This is a genomic window from Klebsiella sp. LY, from assembly GCF_004010915.1.
GTDB lineage: Bacteria > Pseudomonadota > Gammaproteobacteria > Enterobacterales > Enterobacteriaceae > Klebsiella > Klebsiella quasipneumoniae.
Map to the genome: position 1 here is coordinate 466,672 of NZ_CP022444.1, position 15,986 is coordinate 482,657.

At 56.0% G+C, this 15,986-nt stretch carries 17 protein-coding genes and 1 other annotated feature; of the genes, 5 read left to right on the top strand and 12 right to left on the bottom strand.

Features of this window, described 5'->3' with window-relative positions; translation table 11 throughout:
* Positions 1 to 18: 18 nt before the first annotated feature.
* Both btuC and CE636_RS05095 read right to left on the bottom strand, forming a co-directional pair.
* Positions 19 to 996 carry a vitamin B12 ABC transporter permease BtuC gene (gene btuC / locus CE636_RS05090; protein ID WP_004203127.1) on the bottom strand — a complete coding sequence of 326 codons (978 nt, stop codon included), beginning with the start codon at positions 994 to 996 and terminating at the stop codon, positions 19 to 21.
* A 121-nt stretch (positions 997 to 1,117) separates the two neighbouring features.
* Positions 1,118 to 2,551: a hypothetical protein gene (locus CE636_RS05095; protein ID WP_004203129.1), complete on the bottom strand. Its 1,434-nt coding sequence runs from the start codon at positions 2,549 to 2,551 to the stop codon at positions 1,118 to 1,120.
* A 276-nt stretch (positions 2,552 to 2,827) separates the two neighbouring features.
* On the opposite strand from CE636_RS05095, the gene CE636_RS05100 reads away from it, so the two are divergent.
* The 3 genes from CE636_RS05100 to CE636_RS05110 are packed head-to-tail and all read left to right on the top strand — an operon-like array spanning position 2,828 to position 5,395.
* Positions 2,828 to 3,742: a LysR family transcriptional regulator gene (locus CE636_RS05100; protein WP_004203130.1), complete on the top strand. Its 915-nt coding sequence runs from the start codon at positions 2,828 to 2,830 to the stop codon at positions 3,740 to 3,742.
* Positions 3,743 to 3,779: 37 nt separating this feature from the next.
* On the top strand, positions 3,780 to 5,045 hold the full coding sequence (locus tag CE636_RS05105; protein WP_323125872.1) for a D-amino acid dehydrogenase: 1,266 nt from the start codon (positions 3,780 to 3,782) through the stop codon (positions 5,043 to 5,045).
* Entirely contained in the window at positions 5,042 to 5,395 is a 354-nt protein-coding gene (locus CE636_RS05110; RefSeq protein WP_004203134.1) for a RidA family protein, read from the top strand. Before CE636_RS05105 ends, CE636_RS05110 begins: the two co-directional genes overlap by 4 nt.
* Before the next feature lie 52 nt (positions 5,396 to 5,447).
* Here CE636_RS05110 and ihfA read toward each other — a convergent pair whose 3' ends face one another.
* The 10 genes from ihfA to CE636_RS05165 all read right to left on the bottom strand — a co-directional run bounded on the left by ihfA (position 5,448) and on the right by CE636_RS05165 (position 14,309).
* Positions 5,448 to 5,747, bottom strand: coding sequence for an integration host factor subunit alpha (ihfA, locus tag CE636_RS05115; RefSeq protein ID WP_002909098.1), 300 nt, complete (start codon positions 5,745 to 5,747; stop codon positions 5,448 to 5,450).
* A 4-nt stretch (positions 5,748 to 5,751) separates the two neighbouring features.
* Positions 5,752 to 8,139 carry a phenylalanine--tRNA ligase subunit beta gene (pheT, locus tag CE636_RS05120; RefSeq protein WP_017900778.1) on the bottom strand — a complete coding sequence of 796 codons (2,388 nt, stop codon included), beginning with the start codon at positions 8,137 to 8,139 and terminating at the stop codon, positions 5,752 to 5,754.
* Between the two features lie 15 nt (positions 8,140 to 8,154).
* On the bottom strand, positions 8,155 to 9,138 hold the full coding sequence (gene pheS, locus CE636_RS05125) for a phenylalanine--tRNA ligase subunit alpha (RefSeq protein WP_002909105.1): 984 nt from the start codon (positions 9,136 to 9,138) through the stop codon (positions 8,155 to 8,157).
* Between the two features lie 63 nt (positions 9,139 to 9,201).
* Positions 9,202 to 9,326 (bottom strand) — a sequence feature (Phe leader region).
* A complete protein-coding gene (pheM, locus tag CE636_RS28555) occupies positions 9,277 to 9,321 on the bottom strand; it encodes a pheST operon leader peptide PheM (RefSeq protein WP_001386830.1) in 45 nt (14 codons plus the stop codon). It overlaps the preceding feature by 45 nt.
* Positions 9,327 to 9,444: 118 nt before the next feature.
* Positions 9,445 to 9,801 carry a 50S ribosomal protein L20 gene (gene rplT / locus CE636_RS05135; RefSeq protein ID WP_000124850.1) on the bottom strand — a complete coding sequence of 119 codons (357 nt, stop codon included), beginning with the start codon at positions 9,799 to 9,801 and terminating at the stop codon, positions 9,445 to 9,447.
* Positions 9,802 to 9,851: 50 nt separating this feature from the next.
* Positions 9,852 to 10,049, bottom strand: a complete 198-nt coding sequence (gene rpmI, locus CE636_RS05140; RefSeq protein ID WP_001124225.1) for a 50S ribosomal protein L35 — start codon at positions 10,047 to 10,049, stop codon at positions 9,852 to 9,854.
* 92 nt (positions 10,050 to 10,141) lie between these two features.
* Complete coding sequence (gene infC / locus CE636_RS05145) at positions 10,142 to 10,684, bottom strand: translation initiation factor IF-3 (RefSeq protein WP_004189469.1); 543 nt, start codon at positions 10,682 to 10,684, stop codon at positions 10,142 to 10,144.
* 3 nt (positions 10,685 to 10,687) lie between these two features.
* Positions 10,688 to 12,616: a threonine--tRNA ligase gene (gene thrS / locus CE636_RS05150; protein WP_017900777.1), complete on the bottom strand. Its 1,929-nt coding sequence runs from the start codon at positions 12,614 to 12,616 to the stop codon at positions 10,688 to 10,690.
* Positions 12,617 to 13,047: 431 nt separating this feature from the next.
* The gene (locus CE636_RS05160) at positions 13,048 to 13,281 is read right to left on the bottom strand and encodes a hypothetical protein (RefSeq protein WP_004203141.1); all 234 of its coding nucleotides are present in this window, start codon (positions 13,279 to 13,281) and stop codon (positions 13,048 to 13,050) included.
* A 269-nt stretch (positions 13,282 to 13,550) separates the two neighbouring features.
* Complete coding sequence (locus CE636_RS05165; protein WP_004203142.1) at positions 13,551 to 14,309, bottom strand: DUF481 domain-containing protein; 759 nt, start codon at positions 14,307 to 14,309, stop codon at positions 13,551 to 13,553.
* A 355-nt stretch (positions 14,310 to 14,664) separates the two neighbouring features.
* Here CE636_RS05165 and pfkB point away from each other — a divergent pair, with 355 nt between their 5' ends.
* Both pfkB and ghoS read left to right on the top strand, forming a co-directional pair.
* A complete protein-coding gene (gene pfkB / locus CE636_RS05170) occupies positions 14,665 to 15,597 on the top strand; it encodes a 6-phosphofructokinase II (RefSeq protein ID WP_004203145.1) in 933 nt (310 codons plus the stop codon).
* Positions 15,598 to 15,690: 93 nt separating this feature from the next.
* Positions 15,691 to 15,975 carry a type V toxin-antitoxin system endoribonuclease antitoxin GhoS gene (gene ghoS / locus CE636_RS05175; RefSeq protein ID WP_004203147.1) on the top strand — a complete coding sequence of 95 codons (285 nt, stop codon included), beginning with the start codon at positions 15,691 to 15,693 and terminating at the stop codon, positions 15,973 to 15,975.
* The last annotated feature ends 11 nt before the right edge of the window (positions 15,976 to 15,986 follow it).

Genomic DNA, 15,986 nt, shown 5'->3' on the forward strand with positions numbered 1-15,986 from the left:
GGCGTCGCGCTATCCCCGTCACCGCGAGCGCAGCAGCAACCAGATAAAGACCGGCGCGCCCAGCGTCGCCGTCACCACGCCAATCGGCAGCTCAGCGGCGGAAAGCGCCAGCCGGGCGATAATATCCGCCCCCAGCAAAGCGCTTGCCCCCGCCAGCATGCAGGCCGGGAGCAACACCCGGTGATCGCTCAAGCCGCACAGCCGCAGAATGTGTGGGATCACCAGGCCGATAAAGCCAATCGCCCCCGCCAGCGCCACGCTCACGCCGACCATCCAGCCGGTCGCCACCACCAGCAGCTTGCGCCACAGCCACAGCGGCAGCCCGAGCTGACGGGCGGAGACTTCGCCCAGCGCCAGTAAATTCAGGGGTTGTGACTGCAGACAGACCCAGCAGAGTACCGGCAGGAGGGCTATCATCAGCCACAGCTGCTGCCAGTCGACGCCGCCAAACCCGCCCATCATCCAGTACATCAGCTGCCGCAGGTCAAAAGAGGTGGAGAAGTACACCGCCCAGGTCATCAGGGCGCTGCAGATGATGCCCAGCGCCACCCCCGCCAGCAGCAGACGGCTGGTGGAAAGATGGCGGCGGGCGAAACGCAGCAGAATAAAGGTGATCAGCAGCGCGCCGAGGATCGCGCACAGCCCAAGCGCCCAGCCTGGTAACAGGCCTTTGCCCAACAGGACGGCGGCAATCAGCCCGACGCCCGCGCCGTTGGAGACGCCCAGCAGACCCGGTTCCGCCAGCGGATTTTCAAACAGCGCCTGCATTATCGCCCCGGAGAGCGCCAGCGCCGCCCCCACCAGCAGCACCGCCAGGGTCCGCGGCAGGCGGATCTGCCAGATAAACAGCTGCCCCTTGGCGCTGAACCACTCACCGGGCGGGATCCATTGATCCCCCGCGCACAGACTGATCAGCAGGGTGACCAGCAGCAACAGCGTTAAACCAAAGAGCCAACGCCGGCTGCGGCGCTGTTGGAGATGGGCGAGAGTCAGCATAGATTCCATTACGCACTGGGAACAAGAGGCTGATTTTACGGTGGCTGTCGCGGTGAGAAAAGGAAAACCTCACAGCCAAACGTCGACGCGGAGGAGGCTCCCCCGCGTCGACCATCCCGCTTTACACCAGGATCTGAAACAGCAGCGCGAAGAGAATGATGTTCGCCACCACGATTGCCCAGCCGTTATAGAGCATGTATTTCAGATGAGTAGACTGTGCCAGCCCCATCTGGCCGAACATGTCCGATGAGGGGAACGGCCCGAACCAGTCCACCTGAGACGAGGCCAGCAGCACCGCGGTGGTCCCCTGCGGCGGCACGCCGGCGGCCATCAGCATTGGGCCAAAGATTTTATGAGTAAAGGTCATCTGGGCCACCGCCGCGCCAGGCACATGGCCGATAATATTGAACGCGAAGATGCTAAAGCACAGCCAGGCCGGGGAGATCCCCTCCAGCAACGGCTGGGTATACTCCAGCAGCCCCTGATAGGCGTGCAGGCCATCCATCAGCTCAAGGATCGGGTTGTACAGCCAGTAGAGAATAAACATCCACACCAGACGACCGCAGCCGTGATAGAGGGCCTGCAGGATCTGCGTCGGCCGCAGGCCGCCCACCAGCCCGGTCATCAGCGCCACCAGCAGCATGACGATAATTGCAAAGCTAAAGCCGGCTTTAATCACCACTCCAACTACCGCCATCACGATGATGGTCGCGGCGAAAGCCAGCGCGCTTAATTTACGCCGGCGCTGCTGCGCGGCGTTAAGTTCCTCTTGCGGCTTTTCCGAGAGATCGACCTCATAGCACAGTTTGCCTTCGGTCATCTTCTGGATCCGTCCCGCCATGATCCAGCCGGCTAACAGGGTGACGGCGCTCATCGGCAGGCCGACATACAGCAGATAATCCGGATAGCTCAGTCCGCCAAGGCTGAGGATCGTCACGGTGCTGGGGGTGAAGGGCCCGGTAAAGAGTCCAACGGAACCGGCGGTCATCATCAGCGCGGCCACCGTCGGCGGCGTTAAGCGTACCGCCGCCGCTACGGGGATAATCACTGCGACAATAATCGCGTTGCCGCCGGCCATGGTGCCCAGCGAACCGCAAATTAAAATCGATGACACCACAATGCCGAACTTGACCCGCGTCTGGCTCGACAGCCCAATACGGTGGACCACGAATTTCACCAGCTCAACCGCCGCACCGGTGCGGGTGGCTACCTCCCCCACGCCGGCGCCGAGCATAATGATAAGCCCGACGGTGGCAATAAATGACCCGGTGGATTTCGCCAGCATCACGCCCATTTCCGGGAGACCGGTCGAGGTCATGATCATGGCGATAATAATCGAGGAGATGACCGCCAGCACAATATCGACGCCGATCAGCGATAATATCGCTAACGCCACCAGCGGCGTAAATCCCAGCAGGCCAAGCTCGCTGCCCGGTCGACCGTGGCACCACAGCGCAATCAACACGAACAGCAGCAATAACAGACCGGTAATAACGTTTTTTCGCGTGATATTTCGTCTGACAGGCGTATTGCCTGCGAGCGTTGAGTCACTCATAACACTCCTTAATGCCAATCAATCCGACCGTAAAGGTCAGGTGGTGTATTGGGGCCTGCTCAGAAAATATCCTCCCTCTTTTTCATTATTGGCCACGGCCTGAGGGTCTGGTGGGGTACAAAGGAAACGATTCTGAGAGCGTTTTATTCCGCCATCAGGCGGGGCCAGCAGCACAATATGTAACCAATGCGCTGATTGGTGATTAAATTTATGTTAACTTAGTGTTAGTAGAAAATGACTTTTTATCGGTAGGCTATAACCCTGAGTTAACTGTTCATGAAACTGCGTCATCTGGAAATCTTCTATGCCGTCATGACCTGCGGCTCTCTGTCGCGGGCAGCGGAATCGCTCAATATCTCCCAGCCAGCGGCCAGCAAAGCGTTAAAAAGCGCCGAGCTGAAGCTGGGCTTTACCCTCTTTCAGCGGGTGCGCGGCAAGCTGCTGCCGACCAGCGAGGCGATCACACTTTTCGAAAAAGCGCAGACTATTTATCAGGACCTCGATAACCTGCGCCTGCTGGCCGATAACCTGGCCCGCGATCCGCGCGCTAAAATCACCTTAGGCTGCCTGCCAAGCCTGGGGTTAAGCCTGGTACCGGAGCTGGTGACCGATTTTTATCAACAAAACAGCAATCTGGTAATGACGCTCACCACTGAACACACCGAGACGCTGGTTAGAAAACTGGATTTACGCGAGATAGATTTAGCGCTGACGCTGCAGCCGGTGCAGCAGGGAGAGATCCTTACCACCCTGATTGCCGAAGTGCCGCTGGTGTATATCGACCGTCATTATCGTCAGGGTGCGGTGGACATCAGCGAGATCGACCAGCAGCGGTGGATCTCGCCGGGGCCGCACTCGCTCTCCGCCGCCATCGCCACCCGTCGCGACTTTTCCACTACCCGGCTAAACGTCCAGACATACTATATGGCCACCGAGTTCGTGAAGCGCGGCATGGGCTGCAGCATTACCGATATCTTTTCCGCCCAGCACAACCTTTCTCCCGAGATGATCCATCCCATTACGCCGCCGATCGCGATTAACCTCTGCCTGTTACGGCGGGCCGACGTTTCCCTGAGCCCGATGGCGCAAAAGTTCGTCGATTTTCTCTGCCAGCGCCTGCGCCAGCAGCTCAAGGAGATTAACCTGCGGTTATACCCTGACCATAAAAAGTCAATTGCGCCGCTGGGGTAAATGCTTTGACATAACCCGATAAATTGATCAGCGGTGGATATATCGGGTTATGAACAAACGCATTGTCATTATCGGCGGCGGCGTGGTCGGTCTGGCCACGGCCTGGGAACTGATTAAGCGCGGCCATCAGGTGCAATTACTGGAGCGCAATGGCGAACCGGCCAGGGCCACCAGTTTTGCCAACGGCGGACAATTAAGTTACCGCTACGTCGCTCCCCTTGCCGACAGCGGCGTTCCCCTGCAGGGGATGAAATGGATGGGTAAAGCCGATTCGCCGCTCAATATGCGTCTCAATATCTCTTTTCAGCAGTGGCGCTGGCTGCTGCAGTTCCTGCGCGCCTGTAATAGCCAGACCAATAAAATAAACGGCGACCATATATTGCGTCTGTCGCTGCTCAGCCGGCAGGTTATGCAGTCGTGGCGGGAAGAGGATAGGCTTGCCGATTTTCACTGGCGACGCAGCGGAAAATTAATTATCCATCGCCGGGAATACGATTTTACTAAAGCGGCAAAAGGGATAGATCCTCAATATCAGCAGGTGCTGAATGCTGAAGCCTGCCTGCGGCTGGAGCCGGCGCTAAAACATATCAGCCCTTCGCTACAGGGCGGCATTTATTCGCCGGGGGATGAAACGGCGGATTGCCATCAGTTTTGCCTTGCGCTGCTCGACAAGCTCACCGCCAGCAGCCGCTTCAGCCTGCTGACCCACTGTGAGGTGCTGCAGCTCACTAAGCGCGGCGGACGCGTCAGCGCCCTGGAGACCAGCCGCGGGAGCATCACCGGCGATGAGTATGTCGTCGCCGCCGGAAACGGCAGCGGCCCGCTGCTGGGACATCTGGGCGTTCGCGTGCCGCTCTGCGCCCTGAAGGGGTATAGCCTGACCCTTCCCTATCCCCAACAGACGGGCATTGCGCCGGACATCAGCGTTACCGACTATGGGCACAAAATTGTCTATGCCCGCCTTGGCCAGCAGTTGCGCATCGCAGCGATGGTGGACATCGGCTACGACGGCGACGAACTGCGCGAAAGCCGCATTCAGGCGCTGAAGAGCATCGTCGCCCGTAGCTTTCCCGAACTCGAGGGGTTGGACAAGGCCGAAGCCTGGACCGGCATGCGCCCCTCAACGCCAGCCGGCCCACCGCTGCTGGGACGCGCCGGCTACCCCAACCTGTGGATGAACCTCGGCCAGGGAAGCCTCGGCTTTACCCTCGCCGCCGGCAGCGCGGTGGTGCTGGGCGCGTTAATCGACAATCAGATGCCAGACATTTCTTTAGAAGGTCTCACATGGAAACAAACCGCATGACAATTATTCGCAATCATCCACAACCTCGTCTTTCCGCCAGCGTTGAGTATGGCAATCTGCTGTTCCTCTCCGGACAGACGCCGAAAAGCAACGAGGAGGAGATCACCTTGCAGACCCGCGAAGTGCTGGAGAAGATCGACGCCCTGCTGGCAGAGTCCGGGAGCGATAAGCGGCATATTCTCTCCGCGCAGATCTGGCTGAAAAATATCGAACGTGACTTTGCTGCGTTCAATGAGGCGTGGGTGGAGTGGATGCCGGACGGCCATAGCCCGGCGCGAGCGGCCGTGCAGGCGGAGATGGCGCGACCAGAAATCCTGGTGGAGATCATGCTCACTGCCGTTAAAGCGTAAGTTTCGACAGAAAAGAAAAAGGCCGCGATGCGGCCTTTTTAATTAGTTCAGATTATTTGTCTTTAGGCGACGCGTTTTCGACACGGCTTTTCAGCTTCTGACCGGGTCTGAAGGTCACCACGCGCCGGGCTGTAATGGGAATATCCTCCCCCGTCTTCGGGTTACGTCCCGGGCGTTGGTTTTTATCCCGCAAATCGAAGTTGCCGAACCCGGAGAGTTTGACCTGTTCTCCGTTTTCCAGAGCACGACGGATCTCTTCGAAAAACAACTCGACCAGTTCTTTGGCATCCCGCTTGCTAAGCCCAAGCTTATCAAACAGATATTCTGACATTTCAGCTTTTGTAAGCGCCATAGGTTCAATCCCTCAATGATGCCTGGAATCGCTCTTTTAATGCCTCTACACATCTGGCAACGGTAGCGGCAATCTCCTCTTCTTCGAGTGTACGGCTGGTATCCTGCAGGATCAGGCTAATCGCAAGGCTCTTATACCCTTCCGCCACACCTTTACCACGGTACACGTCAAATAAGTTTACGCCAACTACCTGATTTACGCCAACTTTCTTACATTCGGCTAAAACATCGGCGGCAGCCACGTTTTCCGCGACCAGCACCGCGATGTCGCGACGGTTCGCCGGGAAGCGGGAAATATCGCGCGCCTGAGGCACCACGCGGTCTGCGAGCTTGTTCCACTCCAGTTCAAACACCAGAGTGCGACCGTTCAGATCCAGTTTACGTTCCAGCTCAGGATGAACAACCCCAATGAAACCAATGCGTTCACCTTTAAGATAAATCGCTGCGGATTGCCCCGGATGCAGCGCGGTGGTCGCTTCAGCACGGAATTCGATATCCGCTAATTTTCCGGTTAAATCCAGAACGGCTTCCAGATCGCCTTTCAGATCATAGAAATCGACCGTCTCTTTCGCCAGTGTCCAGTGCTCTTCGTAGCGGTTGCCGCAGATGGCCCCGGCCAGCATCACATCCTGACGAATGCCCAGCGGCGCATTGGTGTCCGGCACAAAGCGCAGACCACTCTCAAAGATGCGTACCCGGCTCTGCTGACGGTTCTGGTTGTAGACCACGGTCCCCAGCAGGCCAGTCCACAGCGACAGGCGCATCGCCGACATTTCGCTGGAGATCGGGCTTGGCAGGATCAGCGCCTCTTCACCGGCGTGGATCAGCTGCTGGACTTTCGGGTCGACGAAGCTGTAGGTGATCACTTCCTGATAGCCTTTGTCATTCAGCAGCGTTTTCACGCGCTTCAGCGACAGATCGGCTTCACGGTGGGTACCCATGATCAGACCCGCCTGCACCGGCTCATCAGGAATGTTGTTGTAGCCATAAACGCGAGCCACTTCCTCGACCAGATCCTCTTCGATCTCCATGTCGAAACGCCAGCTCGGCGCCACCGCCTGCCATTCGCCTTCGCCCACCGTCACTTCGCAGCCGAGGCGCTGCAGAATGTCGGTGACCTGCGCGTCGTCGATATGGTGGCCAATCAGGCGATCCAGTTTGCTACGACGCAGAGTGATGGTGGCGCGTTTTGGCAGAGTCTCTTCGTTGGTCACGTCGATCACCGGGCCGGCTTCGCCGCCGCAGAGGTCGATCAGCAGACGCGTGGCGCGCTCCAGCGCTTTATACTGCAGGGCCGGATCGACGCCGCGCTCATAGCGATGAGAGGCATCGGTGTGCAGGCCGTGACGGCGCGCGCGGCCGGTGATAGACAGCGGGCTGAAGAAGGCACACTCCAGCAGCACGTTCTGGGTTTCGTCGTTAACGCCGGAGTGCTCCCCGCCGAAGATCCCGCCCATTGCCAGCGCTTTGTTGTGGTCAGCAATGACCAGGGTATCGCTGTCGAGCTTCGCTTCGGAGCCATCAAGCAGGACCAGGGTTTCGCCCTCTTTCGCCATGCGCACCACGATCCCGCCTTCGATACGGTCGCGGTCAAAGGCGTGCATCGGCTGGCCCAGCTCAAGCAGCACATAGTTGGTCACGTCAACCACCGCGTCGATGGAGCGGATCCCGCAGCGGCGCAGTTTCTCTTTCATCCACAGCGGCGTCGGCGCTTTGACGTTGATGCCTTTCACCACGCGGCCCAGATAGCGCGGACACGCCTGCGGGGCGTCAACCTGAATCGGCAGCACATCGTCAATGGTGGCGGCAACCGGGGTGATTTCCGGCGCGTTCAGCGGCGCCTTGTTCAGCACGGCCACGTCGCGCGCGACGCCGATGATGCCCAGGCAGTCGGCGCGGTTCGGGGTGACGCTGATCTCGATGGTGTTATCGTCTAGCTTAAGGTATTCGCGAATATCGGTACCGATCGGCGCATCCGCCGGCAGCTCGATAATTCCGCTATGATCGTCGGAAATGCCCAGCTCGGAGAAGGAGCACAGCATCCCCTCTGACGGTTCGCCGCGCAGCTTCGCAGCCTTGATTTTAAAATCGCCCGGCAGCACGGCGCCGATGGTCGCCACGGCGACTTTCAGCCCCTGACGGCAGTTTGGCGCGCCGCAGACGATGTCCAGTAGGCGTTCGCCGCCGACGTTGACTTTAGTGACGCGCAGTTTGTCAGCGTTCGGGTGCTGACCGCACTCCACGACTTCACCAACAACGACGCCGTTGAAGCTGCCGGCAACCGGCTCAACGCCGTCCACTTCAAGGCCCGCCATGGTGATCTGATCGGAAAGCGCTTCGCTGTCGATCGCCGGGTTAACCCACTCGCGTAACCACAGTTCACTGAATTTCATTGTTCTGTCCTGCCCTTATTTAAACTGTTTGAGGAAACGCAGATCGTTTTCGAAGAACGCGCGCAGATCGGTGACGCCATAGCGCAGCATGGTCAGACGCTCCATGCCCATGCCAAAGGCGAAGCCGGAATACACTTCCGGATCGATACCCACGTTGCGCAGCACGTTCGGGTGCACCATCCCGCAGCCCAGCACTTCCAGCCATTTGCCGTTTTTACCCATCACGTCGACTTCCGCGGACGGTTCGGTGAAGGGGAAGTAAGACGGACGGAAGCGTACCTGCAGATCTTCTTCAAAGAAGTTGTTCAGGAAATCGTGCAGGGTTCCTTTCAGGTTGGTGAAGCTGATGTTTTTATCAACGATCAGACCTTCCATCTGGTGGAACATCGGGGTGTGGGTCTGATCGTAGTCGTTACGATAGACACGTCCCGGCGCGATAATACGGATCGGCGGCTGCTGGTTTTCCATGGTGCGGATCTGCACGCCGGAGGTCTGGGTGCGCAGCAGGCGAGTGGCATCGAACCAGAAAGTGTCGTGGTCAGCGCGCGCCGGATGGTGACCCGGGATATTCAGCGCATCGAAGTTGTGGTAATCATCTTCGATTTCCGGGCCCGTCGCCACGGTAAAGCCGAGCTCACCGAAGAAACTTTCAATACGGTCGATGGTGCGGGTGACCGGATGCAGGCCGCCATTTTCAATGCGGCGACCCGGCAGCGAGACGTCGATGGTCTCTGCAGCCAGACGAGCATTCAGCGCCGCCCCTTCCAGTTCGGCTTTGCGCGCATTCAGCGCCTGCTGTACCTGCTCTTTCGCTTCGTTGATGACCGCACCGGCTGCCGGACGCTCTTCCGGCGGCAACTCACGCAGGGTGGTCATTTGCAGGGTCAGATGCCCTTTCTTACCCAGGTATTCCACGCGGACGTTGTCCAGCGCAGCAACATCTGATGCCTCGTTAATGGCTGCCTTGGCACTGGCAACCAGCTCTGCGAGATGTGACATGGTTTTCCTCATTATGTCGGTGCAGACACCGGTTATAGTGAAATTAATATTCCGAATCCATATACGAAAAAAGCCTCCACAGGGGAGGCTTTCTGGCGCTGTTTTCCGTTTCTTCTTTCACGCGCTAGCCTCCTGAGTTCAGGTGCTAAAGTAAAAAAAGAAGCGGAAAATAGCAGCATTCATGCTTGCATTACCTTGTCTGGTAAGAAACGTCAGACCTGTATTGAAAAGCCTGCGCCGATAAAAGTCAATGTATTGATGGTGTTGAAACGAAAAGAGGGAGACAAGCTCCCTCTTTCAACTGGCTTATGCCAGAGCTGCTTTCGCTTTTTCGACCAGAGCGGTGAACGCTACTTTGTCGAATACGGCGATGTCAGCCAGGATCTTACGGTCGATTTCAACAGAGGCTTTTTTCAGGCCATTGATGAATTTGCTGTAAGAAATACCGTTCTGACGTGCTGCTGCGTTGATACGTGCAATCCACAGTTGACGGAACTGACGTTTACGTTGACGACGGTCACGGTAAGCGTACTGACCAGCTTTGATAACAGCCTGGAAGGCAACGCGGTATACGCGAGAACGCGCACCGTAGTAGCCTTTAGCTTGTTTCAAAATTTTCTTGTGACGTGCACGTGCAATTACACCACGTTTTACGCGAGCCATGTGTGCTCTCCTGTATCTATTCTAAGTTAAAAAAGTTAAACGTTAACGACTTATGCGTACGGCAGGCACGCGATAACCAGGCCCAGATCGCCTTTGGAAACCATGGCTTTCGGACGCAGGTGACGTTTACGCTTGGTAGCTTTTTTAGTCAGAATGTGACGCAGGTTAGCGTGCTTGTGCTTAAAACCACCTTTACCGGTTTTTTTGAAGCGCTTAGCAGCACCGCGTACGGTCTTAATTTTTGGCATTTTAATAACTTCCACTTCGCATTGTTAATAAACGAAACAAAGGCGAACAAAACCAGTGAGCCGAAGCCCACCGGAAATGTTTCTTGATGGCCTTACTGTTTCTTCTTAGGAGCGAGCACCATGATCATCTGGCGGCCTTCGATCTTCGTTGGGAAGGATTCGACTACTGCCAGTTCAACCAGATCGTCTTTCACGCGGTTAAGCACTTCCATACCGATCTGCTGGTGGGCCATCTCACGACCGCGGAAACGCAGCGTGATCTTGGCCTTATCGCCATCTTCGAGAAAGCGAATCAGGCTGCGGAGTTTTACCTGATAGTCACCTTCATCAGTACCAGGGCGGAATTTAATTTCCTTAACCTGGATAACTTTCTGCTTCTTCTTCTGTTCCTTAGAAGACTTACTCTTTTCATAAAGGAACTTGCCGTAGTCCATGATACGACAAACTGGCGGCTCGGCGTTAGGGCTGATTTCAACTAAATCTACTCCAGCCTCTTCAGCCTTTTCGATAGCTTCTCTCAGACTCACAATACCCAGCTGCTCACCTTCCAGACCTGTTAAGCGAACTTCCTGGGCGCGAATCTCGCCATTGATACGATTCGGACGTGCCGTTTGAACTCGTTTTCCGCCTTTAATACCTTATTCCTCCAGTTGTTGAAGACTGCGGCTGCGAATCTCTTGTTGCAGCTTCTCGATCACTTCATTTACGTCCATGCTGCCGAGGTCTTTCCCGCGACGGGTGCGCACGGCCACTTTGCCGGCTTCGACTTCTTTGTCGCCACAGACCAACATATACGGGACACGACGTAAAGTGTGCTCGCGGATTTTAAAGCCAATCTTCTCATTTCTCAAGTCTGCTTTTACACGAATGCCCGCATTTTGTAGTTTACGCGTCAATTCGTTAACGTATTCAGCCTGAGAATCGGTGATATTCATGACCACCACCTGCACTGGCGCAATCCACGTTGGGAAGAAGCCAGCGAACTCTTCGGTCAGGATGCCAATGAAGCGCTCCAGAGAACCGAGAATCGCACGGTGGATCATGACCGGCACCTGACGCTCGTTGTTTTCGCCCACATAGGAGGCGCTTAAACGCTGCGGCAGAGAGAAGTCCAGCTGTACCGTACCGCACTGCCATGCACGATCGAGGCAGTCATACAGGGTAAATTCAATTTTCGGGCCGTAGAACGCCCCTTCACCCAGTTGATATTCAAATGGGATATTATTTTCTTCCAGCGCCACCGCCAGATCCGCTTCCGCGCGATCCCAGGTCTCGTCGCTGCCGATACGTTTTTCCGGGCGAGTCGACAGTTTGACAACGATCTTCTCGAAGCCAAAGGTGCTGTACATATCATAAACCATACGAATACAGGCGTTCACTTCATCGCGAACCTGATCTTCAGTACAGAAGATATGCGCATCATCCTGGGTAAAGCCGCGAACGCGCATCAGACCGTGCAACGCGCCTGATGGTTCGTTACGGTGGCAGCTACCGAACTCCGCCATACGCAGCGGCAGGTCACGGTAGGATTTCAGCCCCTGGTTGAAGATCTGCACGTGGCCCGGGCAGTTCATCGGCTTAATGCAGTATTCACGGTTCTCAGAAGAGGTGGTGAACATCGCATCTTTGTAGTTGTCCCAGTGGCCGGTTTTTTCCCACAGCACGCGGTCCATCATGAACGGACCTTTCACTTCCTGGTACTGGTACTCTTTGAGCTTGGAGCGCACGAAGGTTTCCAGTTCACGGAAGATAGTCCAGCCGTCGTTATGCCAGAAGACCATACCCGGCGCTTCTTCCTGCATGTGGTACAGGTCGAGCTGCTTGCCGATTTTACGGTGGTCGCGCTTCGCGGCCTCTTCCAGGCGCTGCAGGTAGGCGTTCAGGGCTTTCTTATCGGCCCACGCGGTACCATAAATGCGCTGCAGCATCTTGTTGTTGCTGTCGCCGCGCCAGTACGCGCCTGCGGTTTTCATCAGCTTGAAGTGATGGCAGAAACGCATGTTCGGCACGTGCGGACCGCGGCACATATCGATATATTCTTCATGATGATACAGGCCAGGCTTGTCATCATGAGCAATGTTTTCGTCAAGAATAGAAACTTTATAGCTTTCGCCGCGCTTCACGAAGGTTTCACGCGCTTCGTGCCAGCTCACTTTCTTCTTGATGACATCGTAGTTTTTCTCGGCGAGCTCATGCATACGTTTTTCGAGCGCGTCGATATCTTCCTGAGTCAGGGTGTGGTCGAGGTCTACGTCATAGTAGAAGCCATTATCAACAACCGGACCGATAGCCATTTTGGTGTTGGGCCACAGCTGTTTGATAGCATGGCCTAACAGGTGCGCGCAGGAGTGACGAATGATCTCCAGCCCTTCTTCATCTTTAGCCGTGATAATAGAGAGGGTGGAATCGGTTTCGATCGGGTCGCAGGCGTCTACCAGTTCACCGTTTACCCGCCCGGCGATGGTGGCTTTCGCCAGGCCTGGGCCGATATCCAGCGCGACGTCCATCGGGCTGACGGCGTGATCAAAATGGCGTTGGCTGCCATCAGGAAGCGTAATTACAGGCATTTTATGTCCTTATTTGCAGTGGTGCCCCACACGAAAGAGCACATACAAAACAATATAATCATAATTATCACCAGGTTAAGGCGCAGTTCCCGCTTCACTCTGCGAAAAGAGGAGCACGACCGGAGCGATCGTTCCCGCCTGCTGCCGCCTGCTGATAACACCGGGGAGTAGTTTACACATCATTGGTACGTGATTAAAGCCGCAATAGCATAAATGATGGCGGAATGCGGAGAAAACAAGAGCGGCGCGGATAAAAGCAGAATATCCGCCAGGAAGGGGCGATAATAATCACCAGCGAAGCCGGACGATATTATGCGGACAAACTAAAAGAGACGCGTTGATATTGCCTGCGTGATGTTTAGCGCGGGTCGTTAAACCGGTACCACTTTACCCGGCTTAATAGACTGCCCGTGAAGCAGTAGCCTGCGATATTAAGACCACTCGCCTGCCACCAGCGTATGCACATTAAAGGCATCGCTCATGGATTGTCCGGTGCTACGGGAACCGGGGGCAATATTCGATCCGGCCTCAACGTCGGTAGCTTTGGCGATACCTACCTGCGTATGGTCCTGGTTACCCGACGGCGGAACTGGCGTGGCGGCCGATGCGCCAAAGGAAAGCACGCACAGCGCCAGGGCTGCGATGGTAAATTGGCTTTTTTTCATGATGTTTATTCTCTTATTACGGAAGACGGACCGAACAATGACTCCATTCGGTCAGTGGCTGTTAGTATAGATCCAGATCACATATTTGTCCGTCGAATATTTAGCTTTTCGTGTCAAATAAAATGAATATTTGTCAGCAAATGGAGAATAATGGAGAAAAAATGGAGGCCAGTTTCTTTTTATAAAAACTAAAACGAATTGCCAGAAAAAATAATGTCACTTATTGCTAAATCTAAAACGATCAGGCCGGGAAACCCGGCCTGAAAATATTACATTTTATACCCGAGGGAGAGCGAGGTCCGGCGATCGGTATGCTCCGGCGCAGACGCCGGCGGCTCCGAGTTCCAGGTGACGTTGTACGCCACTTTCAACGCAAAGTGGGCGTTAATCGCCACGTTTAACGCACTCTCTGAGTTGACCGTGGTGTCCTCGGCGCCAAATACCGATACCCCTTGGGTAAATTTGGCGTTATCGGTCATCTGCCAGGCCCAGGTTCCGGAGGCGTAGCCCAGCGGTTGAGTGTCGGTATCCCCGTCGGTGTATTCGTCATAGCGGACGCCAGGACCAAATTCAAACCGCAGGCTGTGCACCGGTCCGTTGAGGATTTGACGACCATAGCCCGCCGTCAGGACATCGCGCTGCTGATAGCCGTTATAACGGTCGGTTAGCCAACTGCCCTGCCCAAAGACGTAGTTCATATCGGTCAGGTTATAGCGACTACGACCACCGACTGCATATTTCTCTGAGGAGCGCTCATCGTTGGACGAGGTGTTGCTGGCGTTGCCCCACAGGGACCAGGCGGTGGTGTTGCCATACCAGGTCAGGGTGGAATCAGCCGTCATTGAGGAGTTCTTGGTGTTGCCGGACTGCGCCAGGTAACCTGCGTTGACCACCCCTTCGAACGGTTTTTTGGCAGCGGAAGGGTCATCCATGACGGTAAATACAGAATCATCGGCCATTGCGCCAACAGACGCAAAAAGCCCCCCCGCCAGCATGACCGCTGCGGGTACTGTCTTTAAAAGCTTCATTATAACTCTCTAAAATACATTTTTTAGGACAGTACAAATGATGAACAGGCCTAACCATGCCGGCTCATTGAATTTAGCGTCCGTACAACATAAAAGAGACCTGTGGGTCCCGGAAACTTTCGCGAGGATCGCGGAGTGCAGGTCCTAAGAAAGGTAGCAAATTATAAAAAAGCACGAATAACATAGCAATCACTTACTCTTTCGTTTTTTGAATAAGACAGCTCCGGAAACAATCTTTATTTCATAATGAAAATACAGGCTTCTTTGCAAATCTCTCAGGGACAGCACTTTCCCTCCCTGAATCATCGTGCCATGCTTAAATAAAGCACAGTCGCCGTATTAAGGAGGAGAAGGAATGACCAAAATTTATACGCTCACGCTGGCCCCCTCGCTGGATAGCGCCACCCAGACCCCGCAGATCTACCCGGAAGGGAAACTCCGCTGCAGCGCGCCGGTATTTGAACCCGGCGGCGGCGGGATCAACGTCGCCCGCGCCGTGACCTTTCTCGGCGGCAAAGCCACCGCCATTTTCCCGATTGGCGGCGCCACCGGCGAGCACCTTGCCGCCTTGCTGGCCGATGAGCAGGTGCCGATCGAGACCGTCGAAACCCGCGACTGGACGCGACAGAACCTGCACGTTCACGTGGCCGCCAGCGGCGAACAGTATCGCTTTGTGATGCCCGGCGCCGCGCTGACAGACGATGAATTCCGCCGCCTGGAAGAAAAAGTCCTGACCATCGACCCCGGCTCACTGCTGGTGATCAGCGGCAGCCTGCCGCCAGGTATCAGCGTCGAAAATCTGATGCAGCTGGTTAAAAATGCGCAACAGCAAGGCCTGCGTTGCATTATCGACAGCTCCGGCGATGCGCTGGCCGCCGCGCTGGACGTCGGCAATATTGAATTAGTGAAGCCAAACCAGAAAGAGCTCAGCGCCCTCGTGCAGCGCGATCTGAGCCAGCCTGATGACGTCCGCCTTGCCGCTCAGTCGTTGATCCAGTCCGGTAAAGTGCGCCGGGTGGTGGTCTCCCTCGGTCCGCAGGGGGCGTTAGGGGTTGACGCCAGCGGCAGCGTTCAGGTGGTGCCGCCGCCAATGAAAAGCCAGAGCACCGTCGGCGCCGGCGACAGCATGGTGGGCGCCATGACCTTGCGTCTGGCGGAAAACGCCAGCCTCGAAGACATGGTACGCTTTGGCGTCGCCGCCGGTAGTGCCGCGACCATCAACCAGGGTACCCGCCTCTGTTCGCAGGCCAATACGCAAAAAATCTACGATTATCTCTGCGGACGTTGATTTCCCCTGCCCCTCCGCGCCGGCGGAGGGGAGCCGCGAGATTTGCAGGATGGTCTATGCTGGAAAGGCCATACATAACAACGGGGTGTCGAGATGAGCAATGAAATTACCGCCTGGGTCGTCAGCGTAACCTTCCATGAGCAGGTGCTAACGGAGATCAATGAGGTCAGCAACCATTTTACCCGTGCCGGGTTTGTACTAACGCTCAATGATGAAGAGGGCACGCCCCATGAGCTGGGCACCAATACCTTTGGCCTGCTGAGCGCCCAAACAGCCGAGGAAGTGAAAGCTCTCAGCGCCGGCCTGGCGGAATCGGCCCTTGGCCGTCCGGCAGAAATCGCCGTCAGCACATTCGCCGAGTGGTTAAAAGCTCAATAAATGCGTTTAGC